At 75.5% G+C, this 21,025-nt stretch carries 15 protein-coding genes; 13 read left to right on the top strand and 2 right to left on the bottom strand.

Annotated elements, in window-relative coordinates:
• Positions 1 to 18: 18 nt before the first annotated feature.
• The 3 genes from FMM08_RS08965 to FMM08_RS08955 are packed head-to-tail and all read left to right on the top strand — an operon-like array spanning position 19 to position 4,074.
• A complete protein-coding gene (locus tag FMM08_RS08965) occupies positions 19 to 1,413 on the top strand; it encodes a hydantoinase/oxoprolinase family protein (protein WP_147925970.1) in 1,395 nt (464 codons plus the stop codon).
• 7 nt (positions 1,414 to 1,420) lie between these two features.
• Positions 1,421 to 2,506 carry an S-methyl thiohydantoin desulfurase family protein gene (locus tag FMM08_RS08960; RefSeq protein WP_147925969.1) on the top strand — a complete coding sequence of 362 codons (1,086 nt, stop codon included), beginning with the start codon at positions 1,421 to 1,423 and terminating at the stop codon, positions 2,504 to 2,506.
• Positions 2,503 to 4,074, top strand: a complete 1,572-nt coding sequence (locus FMM08_RS08955; protein ID WP_147925968.1) for a PucR family transcriptional regulator — start codon at positions 2,503 to 2,505, stop codon at positions 4,072 to 4,074. The genes FMM08_RS08960 and FMM08_RS08955 overlap by 4 nt, the downstream gene beginning before the upstream one ends.
• A 54-nt stretch (positions 4,075 to 4,128) precedes the next feature.
• Here FMM08_RS08955 and FMM08_RS08950 read toward each other — a convergent pair whose 3' ends face one another.
• Positions 4,129 to 5,829, bottom strand: coding sequence for a hydantoinase B/oxoprolinase family protein (locus tag FMM08_RS08950; protein WP_147925967.1), 1,701 nt, complete (start codon positions 5,827 to 5,829; stop codon positions 4,129 to 4,131).
• Positions 5,826 to 7,853: a hydantoinase/oxoprolinase family protein gene (locus FMM08_RS08945; protein ID WP_147926051.1), complete on the bottom strand. Its 2,028-nt coding sequence runs from the start codon at positions 7,851 to 7,853 to the stop codon at positions 5,826 to 5,828. The genes FMM08_RS08950 and FMM08_RS08945 overlap by 4 nt, the downstream gene beginning before the upstream one ends.
• A 292-nt stretch (positions 7,854 to 8,145) precedes the next feature.
• Here FMM08_RS08945 and FMM08_RS08940 point away from each other — a divergent pair, with 292 nt between their 5' ends.
• The 10 genes from FMM08_RS08940 to FMM08_RS08895 all read left to right on the top strand — a co-directional run bounded on the left by FMM08_RS08940 (position 8,146) and on the right by FMM08_RS08895 (position 21,009).
• On the top strand, positions 8,146 to 9,126 hold the full coding sequence (locus tag FMM08_RS08940; RefSeq protein ID WP_222710572.1) for an ornithine cyclodeaminase family protein: 981 nt from the start codon (positions 8,146 to 8,148) through the stop codon (positions 9,124 to 9,126).
• Positions 9,123 to 9,803: a GntR family transcriptional regulator gene (locus FMM08_RS08935; protein ID WP_222710571.1), complete on the top strand. Its 681-nt coding sequence runs from the start codon at positions 9,123 to 9,125 to the stop codon at positions 9,801 to 9,803. The genes FMM08_RS08940 and FMM08_RS08935 overlap by 4 nt, the downstream gene beginning before the upstream one ends.
• Positions 9,804 to 10,007: 204 nt before the next feature.
• Entirely contained in the window at positions 10,008 to 12,104 is a 2,097-nt protein-coding gene (locus FMM08_RS08930; protein WP_147925966.1) for a hydantoinase/oxoprolinase family protein, read from the top strand.
• A 1-nt stretch (position 12,105) separates the two neighbouring features.
• Positions 12,106 to 13,878 (top strand): hydantoinase B/oxoprolinase family protein, encoded by a 1,773-nt coding sequence (locus FMM08_RS08925; RefSeq protein ID WP_255472204.1) that lies wholly within the window; start codon positions 12,106 to 12,108, stop codon positions 13,876 to 13,878.
• Positions 13,879 to 14,007: 129 nt separating this feature from the next.
• Positions 14,008 to 15,645: an ABC transporter substrate-binding protein gene (locus FMM08_RS08920; protein ID WP_147925964.1), complete on the top strand. Its 1,638-nt coding sequence runs from the start codon at positions 14,008 to 14,010 to the stop codon at positions 15,643 to 15,645.
• A 5-nt stretch (positions 15,646 to 15,650) separates the two neighbouring features.
• Complete coding sequence (locus tag FMM08_RS08915) at positions 15,651 to 16,955, top strand: metal-dependent hydrolase family protein (RefSeq protein ID WP_147925963.1); 1,305 nt, start codon at positions 15,651 to 15,653, stop codon at positions 16,953 to 16,955.
• Positions 16,952 to 17,866, top strand: a complete 915-nt coding sequence (locus FMM08_RS08910) for an ABC transporter permease (RefSeq protein ID WP_147925962.1) — start codon at positions 16,952 to 16,954, stop codon at positions 17,864 to 17,866. Before FMM08_RS08915 ends, FMM08_RS08910 begins: the two co-directional genes overlap by 4 nt.
• Positions 17,866 to 18,927 carry an ABC transporter permease gene (locus FMM08_RS08905; RefSeq protein WP_147925961.1) on the top strand — a complete coding sequence of 354 codons (1,062 nt, stop codon included), beginning with the start codon at positions 17,866 to 17,868 and terminating at the stop codon, positions 18,925 to 18,927. Before FMM08_RS08910 ends, FMM08_RS08905 begins: the two co-directional genes overlap by 1 nt.
• The gene (locus FMM08_RS08900; protein ID WP_147925960.1) at positions 18,924 to 19,988 is read left to right on the top strand and encodes an ABC transporter ATP-binding protein; all 1,065 of its coding nucleotides are present in this window, start codon (positions 18,924 to 18,926) and stop codon (positions 19,986 to 19,988) included. The genes FMM08_RS08905 and FMM08_RS08900 overlap by 4 nt, the downstream gene beginning before the upstream one ends.
• Complete coding sequence (locus tag FMM08_RS08895; RefSeq protein ID WP_147925959.1) at positions 19,981 to 21,009, top strand: ABC transporter ATP-binding protein; 1,029 nt, start codon at positions 19,981 to 19,983, stop codon at positions 21,007 to 21,009. The genes FMM08_RS08900 and FMM08_RS08895 overlap by 8 nt, the downstream gene beginning before the upstream one ends.
• Positions 21,010 to 21,025 lie beyond the last annotated feature (16 nt).

The raw sequence follows: 21,025 nt of genomic DNA, 5'->3' as shown, positions 1-21,025 counted from the left end.
CGGCGCTAGCCTGCGACCGTGGTGCCGACAGCATCCCCGAGCGAGGGGTCGGAGTGCTCCCAGCACACCGGCCCCTCGCTCGTCGGTGCCCAGCTCCGGCCCGGCGGCGCGACCGCCGCTGTCGTGCGAGCGCCCGGCGGCGGCGCGGGCGGGCCCGGTGCCCAGGTCGTGCACGTGGAGCGGGCGGCCGGTCCCGACGCGCTGGAGCGGGTGCTCGTCGCCGCCCTGGGCGCGGCGCTGGCAGCCCCGGGCGGACCGTCGGGAGGAGCTTCGGGCGGACCGGTCTCGGTCGTGCTCGACCTCGGCCCCCACCTGGAGCACCTCCTGCACCACCCCGAGCTGCTCGACCCGGTCGGGGTGGTCCGCGTCGCGCCGCGAGCCGGCACCGACCCGGCGCTCGCGCGCCACCCGTCGCCGCTCGTGGAGGCTCTGGTCCGCTGCCGCTGGGTGGTGCCCGGCGGCCACGACCTGCTCGGCCGCGAGCTGCGGCTGCTCGACCGCTCTGCTCTCACCGCCGTCGTGGGGGAGCTGTCCGCGGCCGCGCCGCGGTGCGTGGCCGTGGTCGCCGCCGGGTCGGCGGGGCAGCCGGTGCACGAGCGCACCGTGGCCGACGCGGTGCAGGCAGCGCTGCCGGGCGCCCGCATCAGCGCCGCGCACGACTTCGGCGGGCACGGGAGCGCCGCCCGGGAGGCCACGGTGGTCGCGGACGCCGCCCTGGGGGCCGCGGTGGACGCCCTCGTGGACCGCGTCGAGGCCGTGCTGCGGCGGCGGGCGGGGCGTCGCGGCGCGGAGCTGCGCCTGTGCCGCGGCGACGGCGGGTCGCTGAGCGCCGAGCGGGCGCGCTCGGCGCCCGTGCTGGTGCTCGGTGGCGGCCTGGGCCCCGCGGTGCTGGGCGCCGCGCAGGTCGCAGGGGCGGACGGCTGCCGGGTGCTGCTCCCGGCCCCCGACGGCGGGCACCTCGTCGCCGGGGTGCGCAACGGCCTCGCACTGGTGCGCCCCCTCGTGGTGGGCGAGCCCGCCGCCGAGCTGGTGGTGCCCTCCGTGGCCCTGGACCCCGCTCTTCCCGCCGACCGCGCCGACCGCGGTGCCAGCCCCCACAGCGCTGAGGGCGACGGGGCCCTCGGCGGCCGGGTCCCGGACGTCGTGGCCGACGGAGAGCTCGACGTGCTCGCCTGCGTCGGCGCGGCCCTCGCCCGGCCCCTGTCGTGGCTCGACGAGATCGCGGCCATCGGCTCCGCCGACGACCTCGCCGCGGTCCAGCGCGCCGCGGTGCAGCGGGCCACGGCCCTGGCCACCGCCAACGGCGCCGAGCCCGGCAGCGCCGACGTGGTGGAGGTCTCCACCGTGGCCGTGCCCTACAGCCGGTCCGGGACGGTCCGGGTGCGGGTGCGGGTGGGCGGGGTCGGCCGGTGAGCCGCCGATGAGCGACGGCGAGCTCACCGCGGCCGACGTCCCGGCGCTGACCGCGGGCGCGATGCTCTACTCGCCGTCGCTGGCCCCCTCGAGCCTGGCGGCGACGGTCGCGTGGCTCACCGACCTGCTCGAGCGCGGCGGGCCGCTGCGGCTGGTGGCGCCCCGAGCGCTCCCGCCTGACGTGGGCTGTGCGGCGGTCTGCGTCATCGGGTCCGGGGCCGCCCTGGCCGACCTGCCGCCGACGGGTGACGAGTTCGTCGCCGCCGTGCGCGAGCTGGAGCGGCTGTCCGGCAGGGAGGTCGGGGCGGTCCTGCCGCTGTCGGCGGCCACGGTGAGCGCGCTGGTGCCGGCCGCGGTGGCCCGCCAGCTGGGCGTCCCGCTGATCGACGCCGACGGGATGGGCCGCACCTTCGCCCTCATCCACCACACCTCGATGCACCTGGCGGGCCTGCCGGTGACGCCGCTGGTCGTCGCCGGCGCCACGGGGGAGAGCATCAGCCTGCGGGTGCCTGACGCCTGGCGCGCCGACGCGCTGCTGCGCGCCGGCATCGACGCCCTCGGCGGCTGGGGCGCCCTGGCCGCCTACCCGAGCACCGCCGGGGAGCTCGCGACCGCCAGCCTGCCCGGCACGGTGAGCCGCCTGGTCGAGGCCGGTCGGGTGCTGCTCGGCACGCGCGACCCGGACGCCGTGGTGGCGCGGCTGGCCGCGGTGAACGGGTGCCGCCGCGTGGGCCGGGGCCGGATCGTGGCGCTGGAGCACCTCTCCCGGCCCACCGACGCGACGATCCCCACGCACCCCAGCAGCGTCGTCGTGGAGCAGGTCGGCCCCGACGCCCGCCAGCTGCGGCTGGAGCTGCGCAGCGAGGTGGTGGCCGTGTTCAGCGACGGCTCCCTCACCGCGGCCGCCCCGGACCTCATCACCCTGCTCGACGTGGAGCGCGGGGTGATCGCCCCGCTCGACAGCCTGTGGCCGGGCGACCTCGTCGACGTCCTCGTCATCCCCGCCCACCCCGTCTGGTACTCCGCGGAGGCGCTCACCATGGTCGGCCCGGCCTCGCACGGCATCACCCTCGACCACCCCCGCCGCCGGTGAGCAGGGCGACGGCCCCGCTGGCGCTGGCCGAGCTGGTCCGGGTGGACCCGCTCGCCCGCGGGGAGGTGGCGGTGCTGCCCGACCCCGCGCAGCGGGTGCTGGGCGTGGAGCTGGCCGAGACCTTCGACCGGCTGGCGCGGACGCCGGCCCACAGCCTGGTGGTGCTGCACGCCGGGGCCGCCACGGGAGGCTGGTCGCTGGCCGCGGCGCTCCACGTCGCGTGGGAGCGGGGCGCTGCCGGGGTGGTGGTGCCGCGGGCCGCGATGAGCGGTGCGAGCGCGCTGCTGGCCCGCCGTCTGGGCACGGCGCTGGTGGTGGTCGACGACGACGCCGTCGACGTCGCCCTGGAGCTGGCGGCGCGCACCGCCGCCCCGGAGTCGGCCCGGGCGCTGCGCGTGGCCCGCTGCGCGGAGGAGCTGGCGGAGCAGTCGACGGTGCGGGGAGTCCTGGGAGTGCTCAACGCCGAGCTGGCCCCCGGTGTGGTCGCGCTCGTCACCGGCAGCTCGGTGCTCGCCGGCCGGGCCGCCGCGGTGCAGCAGCGAGAGGGCTACCGCGAGGTGCGGATGGCCGTGAACGGGCCCGGCGGCCGGGCCTGGGCCTCGCTGGTGGCCTCGCTGCCGGAGGCCACCTCCGCGGTGGCGGCGGAGGTCGAGGCCCGCAGCGCGGAGTCCGTGCTGCGCCTGGCGCGGCTGCCGCTGCTGGCGGCGTGGGCGCAGCGCCGCCTGGACACCTCGGCGCAGGCGGAGGCCGAGCGCGCGGCGTTCGCGGTGCTGCGCGCCGCGGCGCGCTCGCGGGCGGACGGTGCGGACACCGCTCCTGGTGAGCGGGACGCCGCCGCCGGTCCCGCCGGTGGCGCGGCGGGGGACGAGGCCCCCAGCTGGAGCGCTGAGCTCGGGTGGAGGGTCGAGGGCGTCAACCGCGCCGTGCGCCTGGAGCGGACCGCCGCCCGCGAGGGCGACGACGAGCCCGCCGCCGAGCTGACGCAGCTCCTGCGCGTCCAGTGGGCCCGCCTGCGGCCGGGCTGGCCGCTGGTGCCCCACGAGGGTGGGTGGGTCTCCTGGCAGAACGCGGCCGAGGAGCCCGCGCCGGCGGTGGTGCGCCGCGCCTTCGCCGGCCTGGAGCCGCTCCTGGCCGACCACGGCCTGGTGATGGGTGTGGGTGCGGGCCACCGCGGCACCGCGGGACTGGTGCGCTCGGTGGAGGAGGCCTGCCTGGCCACCCGCGCCGGCAGCGACCCGGTCACGTGGTTCGAGGACGTCGGGGTCCGCGCCGTGCTCGCCCAGGTCTCCGCGCCCGCGGTGGCCGACGTCGCGGCGCTCGCCCTGCCCCGGCTCGCCGCGGCGAGGGACCGCCTGGTGCTCGCCGAGACGGTCGCGGCGGTCCTCGACCACGGCGGCTCGCTGGTGGCGGCGTCGGCCGAGCTGGGCGTCCACCGCAACACGGTGCTCGCCCGCACCGCGCGGGCGCGGGAGCTGGGCCTGGCCCTGGACGACCCGGCCCAGCGGCTGCCGCTGCACGTGGCCTGCCACGGGCTGGTGCGCGCGTGGCGGGCCACGGGCAGCGGCTGACCCGTCGACCTGTCGTCAGGGCCGTCGGGGGCCGTCGTGGGCCGTCGGTCCCTGTCAGGCGGTGGTGTCGAGCCCGTACTGGTCGCGCGCTCCCGCCGGCGTGAGGTGTCCGTCGAGCACGTCGTCGCGGATCCGCTGGGGGTCGCGCTCCGCGGCCGGGCCGTAGCCGCCCCCGCCGCCGGTGGAGCACCGCAGCACGTCCCCCGCGCGCAGGGGCATGCCGTTCGCCTTGAGGACGCGCCGCTCGTCGGGGCGGCCCGGGTTGACGACGACGTCGGGACCGACGGCGTCCTGGCCGCCGAACAGTCCCCAGGCGGGCTGCTGGGACCGCTCGAACCACAGCGAGACCGTGCAGTCCGTGAGCATCTCGTACTCCCGGACCACGCCGTCACCGCCGCGGTACCGGCCGGCTCCGCCGGAGTCGGGGCGCACCCGGTACTCGGTGATGCGCATCGGGTACCTCGTCTCGAGCACCTCCACCGGCAGGTCCTTCAGCGACCCGTTGACGTTGTTGATGAGCGCGGTCTCGCCGTCGCTGCCCTCCCAGCCGCCCCACCCGCCGACGGTCGCCTCGAGGGTCACGTAGTCGCGGCCGCTGCGCGGGTCGTTGCCGGCCGTGAGGACGATCATCGAGTCGCCGAAGGACGCGCCCGCCACCCGGTCGGGCACGGCCGGGGCCAGGGCCTTGGCGACCAGGTCGATGAGCAGGCCCAGGTGGGAGAAGTACCACTGGCAGGCGGCCGGGGCGACGGCGCCGAGCACCGACCCCCGGCGCACCTGGGTGGTCATGGTGCGGAAGCTGCCGCCGTTGCCTGGGAGGTCGGGGGAGACCAGCAGCTTGTAGCCGACCCGCAGCGCGGAGACCGCCTGCGCGACCCCGCAGTTCACCGGACCGGTCTGCTGGTCCGCGGAGCCGGTCACGTCGAGGTCGATGCTCTCGCCGCGCACGGTGACGTCGAGCCGGATGGGCACCGGCACGTCGAGGGCGACCCCGTCGCTGTCGAGCACGCCCTCCGCGGAGTACACGCCGTCGGGGATCTGCGCGATCACGGCGCGCTCCAGCGCCTCGGTCTGGCGGAAGATCTCGTCACGGGCGCCGAGGAGCACCTCCAGGCCGAAGCGCTCCACCACCTCCTGCAGCCGCTTCTCGCCCATGGTGGTGCAGGCGACCATCGCCCTCATGTCGCCCAGCGTCGGGTAGGGGAAGCGGACGTTGGTGGAGATGACGTCGACCAGCCCCTCCTGCTCGACCCCGCCCACCACGAGCCGCTGCGGCCCCAGGCGCAGCCCCTCCTGGAAGATCGAGGTGGAGTCCATGGAACCGCCCGGGTCCTTGGAGCCGACGTCGATCCAGTGCGCGCGGCTGGCGGTGAAGCCCACGAGCTGCTCGTCGTCGGTCCCCGCCGCCACGAAGACCGGCCCGAAGATCGTGACGTCGTTGAGGTGGGTGCCCCCGAGGTAGGAGTCGTTGAGGATCCACACGTCGCCCGGCCGCCAGACCCCGCGCCCGAAGCGCTCCTCCGTCGCGCGGGTGCAGGTCTCCAGGTTGCCCAGGAAGATCGGCAGGCCCGCCGACTGGCCCAGCACCTGGTGGTCGGCGTCGAGCAGCGCGACCACGCAGTCACCGCCCTCGTAGATGATCGGCGTGTAGGCGGAGCGGATCAGGGTGGCGTTCATGTCGTCCGCCGCGGCGTTGAGCGCGTTGCGGATGATCTCGACGGTGACCGGGTCGACCTGGGAGCCGGTGGTGCTCATGCGCGGGCCTCCTGCTGGCGGATGACGAGGGTGCCGTCGTCGTCGACGGTCACGGTGTGCGCCGGGGGCACCACCGTGGTGGCGGTCCCCTCGACCACCACGGCGGGACCGGAGAAGGTGTGCCCGGCGAGCAGCTGGTCCCGGTGGACGACGAGCGCGTCGTGCGCGCTCCCGGCGAAGACGACGCGGCGGGTGGTGCTCTCGAAGGCGTCGGTCTCGGCCCGCGGGTGGGGGTGGCGCGGTGGCGCGCCCAGGTCGCCCGTGGCCGTGGTCCGCAGGGTCACCAGCTCGATCGGGGCGCCCGGGTTGGCGTGCCCGTAGCGCGCCTGGTGCGCGGTGGTGAACCGCTCGGCCAGGCGCGCGGTGAAGCCCTCCTCCAACGGCTCCGCGGCGCTGGTGAGCGGCACGGTGAGGGTGAACTCCTGGGCCTCGTAGCGCACGTCGACGGCGTGGGCGACGCTGCGGTCGGCCTCGGGCACCCCCTCGGCGGCGAGGTCGGCCAGCCCCTGCAGCTCCAGGCGGGCCAGGACTGCGCGCACCTCCTCGGCGTCGACGTCGGCGTCCAGGCGGTAGTGCGGCTCGGTGTAGTCGCGACGGATCCTGGTGTGCAGCATCCCCCACGCCGAGAACGCGCCCGGCAGGCGCGGCACGAGCACCTCGGGGATCCCCAGCTCGTCGGCGAGGAACACCGCGTGCATCGGCCCGGCGCCGCCGAAGGCGACCAGGGAGGAGGTGCGCGGGTCGATGCCGCGCGCCACCGTGATGGTGCGGATCGCCTGCGCCATGGTGGCGTTCGCGACGTCGCAGACGCCCTCGGCCATGGCCTGCGCGCTCAGACCGAACCGCTCGCCCAGCGCCCCCACCGCGCGCTCCGCGGCGGCGGCGTCCAGCGTCATCTGGCCCCCGGCGAAGCCCTCGGGGTCGATGCGCCCCAGCACGAGGTTCGCGTCGGTCACGGTCGGCTCGGCGCCGCCGCGGCCGTAGCAGGCCGGTCCCGGGCGGGCCCCCGCCGAGCGCGGCCCGACGCGCAGGCCCCCCGCCTCGCTCCAGGCCACCGAGCCGCCGCCGGCTCCCACGGTGTGGATGTTGACGATGCTCATGAGCATCGGGAGGCCCTCGAGCTCGGCCTCGGCGGTGACGTCGGGCTCGCCGTCCGCCACCAGCGAGACGTCGAAGGACGTGCCGCCCATGTCGACGCCGATGAGGTCGGGGCGCCCGCTGCGCGCGGACAGCTCGGCGCAGGCGATCGCGCCGCCGACCGGCCCGGACAGCAGCGTCTGCAGCGGCCGCTCTTGCGCGGAGGTCGCGGTGACGATGCCGCCGGAGGACTGCATGACGTGCAGCGGCACCGCGAGGCCGTCGTCGTCGAGGCGCCGCTCCAGGCGCTGCAGGTAGCGCCGCACCACCGGGCCCGTGTAGGCCTCGACCACCGCGGAGGAGGTGCGCTCGTACTCCCGCCACTCCTTCGCCGCCTCGTGCGACAGCGACACGGACACGTCCGGGCCGAGCTCCTCGCGCAGGACCTCCCGCGCCCGCAGCTCGTGCGCCGGGTTGGCGTAGGAGAAGAGCAGGGCGACGGCGACGGCCCCGTGGCCCTCGTCGCGCACCCGCTTCGCGGCGGCGCGCACGGCGTCCTCGTCCAGCGGTTCGAGCTCGCCGCCGTCGGCGGCGATCCGGCCGCCGACGCCGACCACGTCGCGCCGGGGCACCAGCGGGGTGGGCTTGCGGTAGTGCAGGTCGTACAGCCGGCGCCGGGTGCCGCGGGCGATGTGGTAGCTGTCCTCGACGCCGGCGGTGGCGAGCAGCAGCACCGGCACGCCCCTCCGCTCGAGGAAGGCGTTGAGCCCCTGCGTGGTGCCGTGCACGAGGAAGGAGATCTCCGCCGGGGAGGCCACCACCGCACCGAGGCCGGCCAGGACGCCGTCGGACAGGTCCGCCGGGGTGGTGGACGCCTTGGTGGCGGTCACCGCGCCGGTCGTCTCGTCGTAGTGGACGACGTCGGTGAAGGTCCCGCCGATGTCCATGCTGACCCGGGCTCGCCCCGGGGAAGGCTGTTCGGGCACGTCCTGCTCCTCGTCGTCGCCGTCGTCCTCGTCGTGTCGAGGGCCGGAACGTACGGCGGAGGGTCGTCCTGCGAGATGTGCCGCACGCCCACCCACGCGAGCCCCGGTGGGCGGTGGGCACAGGACGAGCCCCCCGACGCGCTGGGCCGGCGCTCGCGGAGGGCGAGCGGACCGCGACGGAGACCTTCCGGACTCCAGGGAAGCCTGGTAATACTTTACGCACTACTCCAAGATCCGAGAGGACGGTGCAGCGGTGCTGCCCCACCACGACGCAGACCAGGTGCGCGCCGCCGTCCGTCCGGCTGACGCCGTCGCGCTCCTGGCAGACGCGCTGCGCGCCGGCCTCGACCCGGCCGCCGACCCGCCCCGCACGAGCAGCCCCCTCGGCAGCGGCGAGCTGCTGACCATGCCCGCGAGCTCCGGGCGGTGCGCGGGCGTCAAGCTGGCCGTGGTCGCCCCCGGGAACGCCGCCCTCGGACTGCCTCGCATCCAGGGCGTCTACGTCCTCTTCGACGGCGAGACCCTGGCGCCGCTCGCCACCCTCGACGGCCCCGCCCTGACCGGCCTGCGCACCTCCGCGACGTCGGTGGCGGCGGTGCTCCCGGCGTTGCGCCGCGGCGGCGCCGCGGCGGGCCCGCTGCGGGTCGTCGTCGTGGGAGGCGGCGTGCAGGGCCGCGCCCACGCCGAGGTCCTCGCCGACGTGCTGGGGCAGGACGGCGAGCGCGGCCTGGAGCGCGTGGACGTGCTCGTCCGCCGCCCCGAGGCGCTCAGCCCCTCCACCGTGCTGCCCGTCGGGGTGCTCGGGAGCGTGGTGGGCCTGGGGACGCCGTCGGCGGAGTCCGCGCTGGCCGCGGCCGACGTCGTCGTCTGCGCCACCTCGGCGGCCACCCCGCTGTTCGACTCCGCGCTGCTGCGCGACGACGTGGTGGTCGTGGCCGTAGGCTCGCACGAGCGCGACCGCCGCGAGCTCGACGACGCCCTCCTGGGCCGCGCGACCGTGGTGGTGGAGGACCTGGCCACCGCGCTGAGGGAGGCGGGGGACGTCGTGATGGCGGTCGAGGCGGGCGCGCTGCGCGCCGACGAGCTCGTGACCATGGCCGACCTGGTCAGCGGGCGTGCTCCCGTGCCGGGCGGGGCGCTGGTCTTCAAGGGCACCGGCATGGCCTGGCAGGACCTCGTCGTCGCCGAGGCCGTGCACCGGCGCAGCGCCCTGCCCGTCCCGGCGGCCCTGTGAGCGCGTCCGAGCCGGCGACCTCCGTGGCGCCGGGGGCCGGCCTGCAGCTCGTGCGACCCTCCCTGCGCGACCAGACGCTGCGCGTGCTGCGCCAGCGCCTCGTCACCGGGGCCCTGGTGCCCGGCCGCATCTACTCGGTGACCGCGCTGGCCGCTGAGCTGGGCGTCTCCAACTCCCCGGTGCGCGAGGCGATGCTCGAGCTGCAGAACCAGGGCCTCGTGGAGGCGGTGCGCAACCGCGGGTTCTGCGTGGTGCAGCTCAGCCGGCGCGAGCGCGAGGACATCCTCCAGGTGCGCATGATGCTCGAGGTGCCCGCCATGGCCCAGCTGGCCGGGCGGCAGGAGTACTGGCGCGCCGATTCGGAGTTCACCCGCGTCGCCGAGGAGATCACGCAGGCGGCCGAGGCCAACGACCTGCTGGCCTTCCTCGACGCCGACCGGCGCTTCCACCTCGGGCTGCTCCGGCTGCTCGGCAACGAGGCCCTGGTGGACGTGGTGGCCCTCATGCGCGACCGGACCCGGCTCTTCGCCGACCACACCTCCATCCTGCGCTCGGCCGCGGAGCACTCCGGCATCCTCGACGCGCTGCGCCACGCCGACCCGGTGGCCGCCTCCCAGCGGATGACCGAGCACCTCCACCACGTCCTGGACGACTGGAGCGGCGACCCGCCGCAGTGAGCGGGTGGGGCTGGTCGCCCCACCCCGCAGGACCCCCGTCGCGCCGCTGCCCCAGGGGGTGCTGACGGCTGCCTGAGCGGTCTGCGACCCCCGTCCCGCCGCGAAGACGTCCTCGCGGAGTTGGCGCCACCCTCTGTTCACGTGGCGGGTCATGCGTAATGCTCTACCCACTACCAAACGGACCACCGGAGGGGAGGGAGTGCTGTGAGTGCTCCTGCTCACCACAGGCTCGCCGTCGACGTCGGCGGCACCTTCATCGACTACATCCTCCTCGACGAGCGGGACGGGTCGGTCGTCATCGACAAGCAGCCGGCCACCGCCAGCGCGCTGGCCGACGAGTTCGTCCGCGGCCTGCAGCGCCTGCCCGTGGCGCCGAGCGAGCTGTCGATGTTCATCCACGGCACGACGGTGGCCCTCAACACCCTGGTGCAGGAGCGCGGCGCCAAGACCGCGCTGCTCACCACCGCGGGCTTCCGCGACGTGCTCGAGCTGGGCCGTGCCGGCCGCCCCGCCATCTACGACCTGCGCTACCAGCCGGCCGAGCCGCTCGTGCCCCGCTACCTGCGCCGCGAGGTCACCGAGCGCACCGCCCCGGACGGCGCGGTGCTGGTCCCGCTCGACCTGGACGCGGTGCGCGCCGAGGTCGAGTTCCTCGCGGCCCACGGCGTGGAGGCGGTGGCCATCTGCTTCCTCCACGCCTACGCCAACCCCGCCCACGAGGCCGCGGTGGCCGAGCTGGTCCGCGCGATGCTCCCGGGCGTCTCCGTGACCGCCTCCAGCGAGCTGGTGCGCGAGTGGCGCGAGTACGAGCGCACCGCCACCACGGTGGCCAACGCCTACACGCAGCCGCTGTTCAGCCGCTACGCCTCCACCATCGACTCCCGCGTCCAGGAGCTGGGCTACTCCCGCGGTGTCGCCTTCATGCGCTCCAACGGCGGCGTCATGACCCTCGCGGCCGCCGGCGGGCGCCCGGTGGAGACGCTCGGCTCCGGGCCGGCCGGTGGAGTCATCGGCGCCCACGCCCTGTCCGAGCGCACCGGCATCCGCAACATCGTGTGCGCCGACGTCGGCGGCACCACCTACGACGTCGCCCTCATCCAGGACGGCGAGATCGTCGAGAGGTCGAACACCGACATCGCCGGTCGCCCGGTCATGGGCTCGGTCATCGACATCGTGTCCGTGGGCGCAGGCGGCGGCTCCATCGCGAGCATCGACCCGACCTCCGGCAGCCTGCGCGTGGGCCCCGAGAGCGCCGGTGCCTCGCCCGGCCCCGCGGCCTTCGGGCTCGGTGGTGAGCTGCCCACCGTGACCGACGCCCAGGTGGTGCTCGGGCTGCTGGACCCCGACAGGTTCCTCGGCGGCCGCATGCACCTCGACCGCGAGCGCGCGGAGACGGCGCTGAGCAAGCACCTCGGCGAGCACCGCGACCTCACGCAGCTGGCCGGCGGGGTCATGGCCATCGCGCAGGCCAACATGGCCAACGCCATCCGCATCATGACCACGCAGCGGGGCCTGGACCCGCGCGGCTTCGCGATGCTGTCCTTCGGCGGCGGGGGAGGCCTGTTCGCCGCCGGTGTGGCGGAGGAGCTGGGCATCACCTCGGTGCTCGTGCCGCAGGCCGCGGCGGGCTTCTCCGCGTGGGGCATGCTCACGGCCGACTACCGCGAGGACGCCACGCTGACCCGCGTGCACGACGTCGACGCGGCCTCGGCGCCCGACCTGCGCGACGCCTTCGCGCGCCTCGCGGAGGAGGCCCGCGCCTCCCTGGTCGCCTACGGCTTCGCGCCGGGCGCGCTGCAGGCGGCGTTCTCCGCCGACGTCAGGTTCCGCGGGCAGGACCACACCATCACCACGCCCGTGGAGCCGTCCTGGCTCGACGGCGACGCGGCCGGTCTCGTGGCCCACCTGCCCGGCGCGTTCGCCGCTCGCCACCGCCAGCGGTACGGCCACGGCGAGGACGGCGCCGCCGTCCAGGTGGTCACCCTGCGGTGCCGGGCCATCGCCCCGGTGACCAGCCCCCGCACCGTCGGGGTCTTCGCCGACACCCCGGCGCAGCCGGTGGCCCACCGCCGGGTCTGGTTCCCCGCCACGGGCTGGGTGGAGCGGGTGCCGGTGTACGAGCGCGAGCAGATGAGCGCCGACGACGTGCTCGCCGGCCCGTGCGTGCTGGACGAGTGGACCACCACCGTCATCGTGCCGCCGGGGTGGACCGCGGCCCTGGACGAGCACGGGACCGCGGTCCTGACCCACGAGCCGGCCCACCACACCGAGCAGGACGACGACGAGAAGGCGGGTGCCTGAGATGAGCGAGCAGGACGTCGACATCGTCAAGGCCGAGATCACGCGCAACGCGCTGCAGTCGGCCGCGGTGGAGATGAACACCACCCTGGTGCGCAGCGCCTACAACCCGCTGATCTTCGACGTGAAGGACTTCGGGGTGGGCGTCATGTCCGCCGACGGCGACCTGTGGGCCGACGCCCCGGGCCTTCCCGTCTTCACCGGGGTGCTGCCCGCCAGCGTGAAGTCCGGGCTGGCGAAGTGGGGCCGCGACGGCATCCACGACGGCGACGTCTTCGTCGTCAACAGCCCGTACCTCAACGGCACCCACATCTCCGACACGGCCGTGTACATGCCCGTCTTCCACGGCGGGCGGCTCGTGGCCTTCACCGGGTCCATGGCCCACTGGGCCGACGTCGGCGGCATGAGCCCCGGCGGGTGGACCGTCAACTCCACCGAGATCTACCAGGAGGGCATCGCCTTCACCCACCAGCGGCTGCTGCGCCGCGGCGAGGTGAACGAGGACGTCTTCGACCTCATCGCCGAGAACATGCGCGTGCCCCAGACGGTGATGGGCGACCTGTGGGCGCAGATCGCCACCGCCCGCACGGGCGCCGAGCGCGTGCAGCAGCTGTGCGACAGGTACGGCGCCGACGAGGTCGAGGCGCTCATGGCGCACGTCATCGCCAGCACCGAGCGCGCCCTGCGCCGCGAGGTGGCCGCCATGCCCGACGGCGTGCTGGAGACCGGCTTCCGGTTCGACTTCAGCGGCGTCGACCGGGAGGAGGTCCCGGTGGTCCGCATCCGCACCACGATCACCGGTGACCGCGTCGAGGTCTCCTTCGAGGGCACCTCGAAGCAGTCCTCCGGACCCATCAACGCCGGCGAGCAGGCCGTGCGCGCCACGGTGGCCGAGGCGCTCAAGGGCGTGCTCGACCCGCTGGGGACCGCCAACCAGGCGCACCTGGAGCTGGCCGACATCGTCTGGCCGAGCACGCCCTCGCTGGTCAACCCCGTCAAGCCGGCGCCGTGCGACTCCTACGGCTACCTCATGACCGGTGTCATCGAGACCATGCAGCAGTCCTTCGCGGAGGTCGCCCCCGACCGCGTGCGCGCCGGCGGCTACCAGATGGTCTCGACGTACGTGATGTCCACGCGCGGCGACGCCGAGGACGCCTACGTCTTCGCCGAGCCCGTCCAGGGCGGCCACGGGGCGTTCCCCGGCCGCGACGGCGCCTGCATGATGTTCGTGACGGACGGCGACTGCTCCAACACCCCCGTGGAGGTGCTCGAGCTGCGCTTCCCGGTGCGCTGCGACGCCTTCGCCCTGGAGACCGCGCACTCCGGTGCGGGGGAGTTCCGCGGCGGCGCCGGGGTGCGGCGCGACCTGCGCGTGCTGCAGACCGGCTCCATGACGAAGACCGCCTCGGAGAGCACGGTCGACCCGATCGCCCTCGGGGTGCGCGGTGGCCTCACCGGGGCCCCCACGCACGTGGAGCTGGTGCACCCCGACGGCACCCTCGAGCGCGTCGACGAGCGGATCGTCGACAGGCCGGTCGCCGTCGGCACCGTCGTGCGCCAGCGCACCGGCGGCGGTGGCGGCTTCGGCAGCCCCACGGCCCGCGACCCCCACCGCGTCGCCTGCGACGTCCGCGACGAGCGGATCACCCTGGAGCAGGCCGCAGACCTGTACCGGGTGGCCCTCGTGCCCGGGACCCTGCCCGGCACCTGGGACGTCGACGACGAGGCCACCGCCGCGCTGCGCTCCAGCGCCCGAGAGCACAGCGCCGGCGCCTGATCCCGCACCGGCCCGGCGCAGCCCCCCCCGACCGCCGGGCCGGTGCGGCTCCACCCGATCCACCCGCACCACCGCACGCCCCCTCGCAGCGCCCACCCCGGACGCGCTGCCCCGCAGACCGGAGGACCCATGGTCTCGTCACCCCCACGTCGCAGGCCGCGCGCACGCCTGCTGACCGGCGCCGCTCTCGCCGCCGCCGCGCTGCTCGCCGGCTGCACCGCCCAGGCGCCCGCCGGCTCCGGCTCGGGCTCCGGGACGTCCGGCGCGGCCAGGCCGCTCAACGTGGCGTTCAACGTGGCGCCGACCACGATCGACCCGGCGTCGGGCTGCACCCTCGACGACGCCCGCCTCACCATGGCGCTCTACGTGCAGCTGCTGCAGCCGGGCCAGACGAAGGACGCAGACGGCGTCCCGTCGTTCGACCCGACCAAGGCCGAGCCGTACTTCGCCAAGAGCTACGACGTGTCCTCGGACGGCCTCACCTACACGTTCCACCTGCAGGACGGCTGGACCTTCCCCAGCGGCGAGCCCATGGACGCTGAGGCCGTCAAGTACTCCCTGGACCGCACCACCGCCATCGGTGGCTGCGGGTCGGCGATCATCAACGACCTCTACCTCTCGCCCACGCTCATCAAGCAGGTCACCGCGACCGACGCCACGACGGTCACCGTCGAGCTGTCCACCCCCGACCCCGACTTCCCGCTCGCGCTGGCCACCCCGGCCGGCTCGATCGTCGACCCGTCGGTGGTCGAGGCCAACGGCGGCACCACCGCCGGCAAGCCCAACGAGTGGATGGCCTCCCACGAGGCCGGCTCCGGCCCGTTCCGCCTGAAGTCCTTCGAGCCGGGCACCAAGGCCGTGCTCGAGCGCGACCCCGACTTCAAGGGCGAGGCCCCGGCCTCGCAGACCATCAACGTCAGCTGGGTCAAGACCGACTCGGCGATGCTGCTGCAGGCCCAGAACGGCGAGCTCGACGTCGCCCAGGGGCTGAGCAAGAGCTCCGCGAAGTCGCTCGAGGGCAGCGCCGACACGCAGGTCATCGCCAGCACGGCGACGGCGAACATGCAGATGCTCATGCCCAACGACAAGGCGCCGTGGGACAACGCGAAGCTGCGCGAGGCCGTCACGTACGCCATCCCCTACCAGGACATCCTCGACAACGTCCTCAAGGGCTACGGCCAGCTGTACTACGGCCCCGTCCCGCCGAGCATGCCCGGCTACGACGCCTCGGTGGCCGGCGCGCGCACCTACGACCTCGCCAAGGCCGAGCAGCTCATGAGCGAGGCCGGCGTGAGCGGACCCGTCGAGGTCACCCTCGACACCATCTCCGGTGACACCAACCAGGCCGCGATCGCGACCATCCTGCAGGGCTCCCTCAAGGAGATCGGCATCACGGTCAACGTCAACCCGCTGTCGGAGAGCGCGTGGGGCGAGGCGGTCTACGGCCGCACCGCGCAGGCCGCGCTGCGCCTGGACGGGCCCGCGGTCTTCAACGCCGGCTACTACCTGTCCTACGACGAGCGCTGCGGCATCGAGTACAACACCGGCGTGATCTGCGTGCCGGGTAACGCGGCGCTGCTCGACACCGTCCGCTCCAGCTCCGACGAGGCGGCCCGCACCGCAGCCCTCGACCAGCTGCAGGCGAACTGGGTGGCAGCCAGCCCCAAGGCGATCCTCTACCTCGACAAGACCGCCGTCGCCGTGAAGAAGGGCACCACGTACCTGTGGAACCCGATCACCGACATGCGGACCTGGAAGGCCGCCTGAGCCTGATGAGCACTCCCGCCGCGGACGTGTGGCTCACCGGGGGCACCGTCTTCGACGCCACCGGCCGGGAGCCGTTCCGCGCTGACCTCCGGGTCAGCGCGGGGCGGGTCGCGGAGGTGGTAGCCCTCGACCCGACCGCCCGGCCCGCGGACCGCCGCGGGCCGGGGGTGGTCGTCGAGGACGTCACCGGGACCACGGTGCTGCCCGGGCTCGTCGACGCCCACGCCCACGTGGGCATCCTGCGCCTGCACGGCCAGGCGGCGCTGCCGGCCCCCGTGCAGGCCGCCATGGTCTTCGCGGTCCTCGCCGACTCCCTCGCGCAGGGCTTCACCACTCTGCGCGACCTCGGCGGCGTCGACGGCGGCCTGGTGGAGGCGGTGCGCCGGGGCCTGGTGCCCGGTCCGCGACTGCTGCCCAGCGGGCAGATCCTCAGCCAGACCGGCGGCCACGGGGACTTCCGCGGTCCGACGCCCGGCGGCGCGGACCCTTGCCAGAACCCGAGCACCGGTGCCGACGGGTTCACCCTCCCGATGCTCCTGGTGGACGGGCCCGACGCCGCCACGCGCGCCGCCCGCGCGCAGTTCCACCGCGGCGCCACCCAGATCAAGGTCTTCGCCACCGGCGGGCTGCTGTCGCACGGCGACCCCATCGAGGCGCCGCAGCTGAGCGAGGCGGAGCTGCGCGCCGTCGTCGAGGTCGCCGCGGACCGCGGCAGCTACGTGACGGCCCACGCTCACAGCCCTCGCGGGCTGCAGCGCGCCGTGCGCGCCGGAGCCCGCTGCATCGAGCACGCCACCCTGGTCGACGAGGAGACCGTCGAGCTCATGGCCGCGCACGACGTCGCCGCGGTCGGCACGCTGACCGTCTCGGAGGTGCTCCGCGTGGACCCCGCCAGCCTCGGCGCCGGCCCCGTGGACGCCGGGGACTCCGCGCGGCTGCGCGAGTCCGCCGCCCGCGCCATCGACGCGCTGGAGCGCGCGGGCGTGCGCCTCGGCTGCGGCTCCGACCTCATCGGCGAGCGCCAGCACCGCCGCGGCTGGGAGGTGGCGCTGCACGCGCGCCTGTCCGGGGCGTCGGTGGCGCTGCAGCGCGCCACCCGCGTCAACGCCGAGATCTGCGGGATCGCCGACGAGGTCGGAACCCTCGAGGTGGGGAAGGTGGCGGACGTCGCCGTCTTCGACGGCGACCTGCTGGCGCACCCCGACCTCCTCATGACCACCCGGCCGAGGCTCGTCCTCGCCGGCGGCGCCGTGGTGTCCCGGACCCCCCGAGACCACCGAGACCACCGGGACACCGAGGAGGCGTCGTGAAGGGCACCCGCGTCCAGGCCGGCGCCGCCGTGGGGCTGCTGGCGGCGCTTGTCGTGCTCGCCGTGGCCGGCGTCTTCCTGCGCGAGACCGCGATCGCCGTCGACGTGTCGCAGGCGCTGCAGCCGCCCGGGCCGGGCCACTGGTTCGGCACCGACGCCCAGGGCCGCGACGTCTTCTCCCGGGTGGCCGTCGGCACGAGCATCGCCCTGGCGTCCGGGCTCGGCACGGTCGCCGTGGGCGGCGGGCTCGGCCTGCTCATCGCGCTGGTCTGCGGCCTGGGGCCGCGCTGGCTCGACGCCGTGCTCGTGCGCCTGCTCGACGCGGTGATGGCCTTCCCGGCGCTCCTGCTGGCGCTGGCCGTCACGATGGCGTTCGGCACCGGGCTGCTCACCGCGCTGCTCGGCGTGGTGGTCACGGTCATCCCGGTGTTCGCCCGCACGCTGCGCGCCGAGGCCCGGCGCGCCACCTCGGAGCCGTTCGTCCAGGCCGCCCGCACCATCGGCCTGTCCACCCCGCGGATCGCGGTGCGCCACGTGGTGCCCTACCTCGGCACGACGTTCTCGGTGCAGACGGCGGCCAACGTCGGCAACGTCATCCTCGTGCTGTCGGGGCTGAGCTTCATCGGCGTCGGCGCGCAGCCCCCCACTCCCGAGTGGGGCGCGATGATCACCGACGGCCTGCAGAACGCCCTGACCGGTCAGTGGTGGACCGGGGTGTTCCCCGGCCTGGCGCTGCTGGTCACCGTGGTGGCCGTCAACCTCCTCGCCGACAGCATCCCCGCCGTCCGCGCCGCGCGGCTCGCCCGGCGCCGCGGCGCCCGGCCGCCGTCGTCCCGGTCGTCCGCGTCGTCAGCGGCTCCGGTCGTCGTGGGCTCCGAGCCCGTCCCCGCCGCGTCCGCGAAGGAGGCCTGATGCCCACCACGACCACCTCCCGGCTGCCCGGTGCCGCAGCCCTGCGGCGCGGCGCCGGCGCGCTGCTCGGCGTCCTCGCGACGCTGCTGCTCGCCTCGGTCGTCTCCTTCGTCGTGCTGCGCGCGGTGCCCGGTGACCCCGCCCGGCTCATCGTGGGACCGCTCGCCACCCCCGACGTCCTCGCCGGCGTGCGCGCCCAGCTGGGCCTGGACGACCCGCTGTGGCTGCAGTACCTGCGCTACGTCCGCGACTTCGCCACCGGCCAGTGGGGCTACTCCTACAGCAACGGCGCCGACGTCACCGCGGTGATGGCCGCTCGCCTGCCCGCCACGCTGGAGCTGGCGCTGTGGGCGTTCCTCTTCGCCGTCGTCGGCTCCGTGGTGGTCGCCACCCTCGCCAGCTTCCGCCGCGGCGCGCTCGCCGCCGTCGCCAAGGTCGTCTCGCTGGTCGGGCTCGGCACCCCCCAGTTCTGGGTGGCGCTCGTGCTCATCCTGCTGCTCGGCAGCGGCGGCCTGGGCCTGCTTCCCGGCCCCTCGGGACGGCTCACGAGCTTCCTCGAGCCGCCGCCCCACGTCACCGGGCTGTACACGGTGGACGGCCTCCTGGCGGGGCAGCCGATCGTCTTCTCCGACGCCCTCGCCCACCTGGCGCTGCCCGCCATCAGCCTGGCCATCATCCCCGGCGCGTTCCTCACCCGGCTGCTCACCGCCAACCAGCTCGACGTCGCCAGGGCGCCGTTCGTCACGGTGGTCCGCAGCAAGGGCGTCTCGCGGTGGGCGGCCCACCGCCGCCACGTGCTGCACAACGCCCTGCTGCCCAGCGTCTCCTCCGCGGGGCTCGTGCTCGCCAGCCTCATCACCGGCAGCGTGCTCGTGGAGTCCGTCTTCAACTGGCCCGGCATCGGGCAGGTGCTCGTGCAGGGCATCCAGCGGCAGGACTTCGCCGTGGTGCAGGCGTTCGTGCTGCTCTCGGCGGTTCTCTACGTGGCCGCCAACACGGTCGCGGACCTCGCCGTGGCACTCATCGACCCGCGCCTGCGCGTGAGGGGAGGCTCGAAGTGAGCACGACGACGGGCACGGCGCTGCCGGCGTTGTCGGCGGAGGGCCTGCGCGTGGCCTACGGCGACGTCGAGGTGGTCCGCGGCGTCGACCTCGTGGTGCGCCCCGGCGAGAAGGTCGGCGTGGTGGGGGAGTCCGGCTGCGGCAAGTCGACCGTCGCGCTGGCGCTCATGGGGCTGCTCGCCAGCGGCGGCTCCGTCACCGGCGGCGTGGTCAGCGTGAGCGGGGCCCGCGTCGACTACCGCGACGAGAAGGCCCTCGACCGGATGCGCGGCTCGCAGCTGTCGCTGGTCTTCCAGGACCCGCTCACCTCGCTCGACCCCGTGAAGACCATCGGCTCGCAGATCGCCGAGGCGCTGCGCCGCTACAGCCCCCGCGCGTCGCGGGCCGCGGTGCGGGCGCGCTGCGCGGAGCTGCTCACCGCCGTCGGCGTGCCCGAGCCGGAGCGACGGCTCAAGCAGTACCCCCACGAGTTCTCCGGCGGCATGCGCCAGCGCGCGCTCATCGCCATCGCGGTGGCCAACGACCCCGCCGTCCTCATCGCCGACGAGCCCACCACCGCCCTCGACGTCACCACGCAGGCGCAGGTGGTGGACCTGCTCGACTCCCTGGTCGACAGGCTCGGCGTGGCCGTGGTGCTCGTGACCCACGACATCGGGCTCGTCTCGGAGTTCTGCGACCGGGTGCTGGTGATGTACGCGGGCCGCGTGGTCGAGGAGGTGCCGTCGGCGGCGCTGTTCGACGGCGCGGCCCACCCCTACACGCGCGCGCTGCTCGGGTCGCTGCCGGTGCCCGGGCGTCCGCGGTCGGAGGACCTGACGTGGATCCCCGGCGCGCCGCCGCCGCTGGCGGCGCTGCCGCCCGGGTGCAGCTTCGCGCCGCGGTGCGCCTGGGCGCAGCCGGAGTGCAGCGCGGGGCAGCCGCCCCGCGTCGTCGTCCCCGGCCCTGGTGGCGCTGGTGGTCCGGTGCACGCGGCCGAGTGCCGCCGCGCGCTGGACGTCGTGGCCTCCGGCCGCTCCGAGTCCCGAGCCGACGCCCGAGCCCAGGAGGCGACCCGTGGCTGAGCAGACCCCTCACGGCGCGGACGCCGGTGCGCCGCTGCTGCGCGTGCGCGACCTGCGCCGCTCCTACGGCGGACCGCGGTCCTACGCCGTGCTCGACGGGGTCTCCTTCGACGTGCGCCGCGGCGAGACCGTGGGCGTGGTGGGGGAGTCCGGCTGCGGCAAGTCGACGCTGGCGCGCGCGCTCGTGCGCCTCGACCCCGTCGACGACGGGAGCGTGGAGCTGGACGGCGTCGACCTCGCCTCGCTGCGCGGGGCCGCGCTGCGGCGGGAGCGCCGCCGCTTCCAGATGGTCTTCCAGGACCCGTTCGGCTCCCTCGACCCGCGCATGACCGTGCAGGAGGTCGTGGAGCAGCCGCTGGCCGTGCACGGCACCCCGCCGGCGGAGCGGGCGCGGCTCGTGGCGGAGATGCTCGACGACGTCGGCCTGGGCGGAGACTTCGCCCACCGCCTGCCGCCGGCGCTGTCGGGTGGTCAGCGCCAGCGCGTGGCGATCGCGCGGGCGCTGGTGCTGCGTCCGGACATCACCGTGCTCGACGAGCCGATCTCCGCCCTCGACGTGTCCGTGCAGGCGCAGGTGCTCACGCTGCTGCGCCGCGAGCAGCGGCGCCTGGGGCTGACCTACCTGTTCATCACCCACGACCTGTCCGCGGCCGAGCACTTCTGCGACCGCGTCATGGTGCTGTACCTCGGGCGGGTGGTGGAGACCGCGACGTCGGAAGACCTCTTCGCCTCGCCGCTGCACCCGTACTCGGCGGCGCTGCTGTCGGCGGCGCCGCAGCCGCGGGGCACCCGGGCGCGCGAGCGGATCCTGCTGCGCGGCGAGCCGCTGGCCCGCCGCCCCGAGGTGGGGTGCCCGTTCGCGTCGCGCTGTCCGGTCGGCCACGACCGCCAGGTCTGCCGCACCACGGCGCCCTCCCTGGCCCCGGCCGAGGGGGCCAGCTGCGGCGGCGGGCACCAGGTGGCGTGCCACTTCCCCGGTGAGCTCGTGGCCCAGCCCGTGGCTCGCGCCGCCGCCGTCTGACGATCGTGCGGCTGAG

This window comes from Quadrisphaera setariae (assembly GCF_008041935.1).
GTDB classification, from domain to species: Bacteria; Actinomycetota; Actinomycetes; order Actinomycetales; family Quadrisphaeraceae; genus Quadrisphaera; species Quadrisphaera setariae.
The sequence above is the reverse complement of the archived record's forward strand: the minus strand, read 5'-3'. Positions and strand labels throughout refer to the sequence as shown.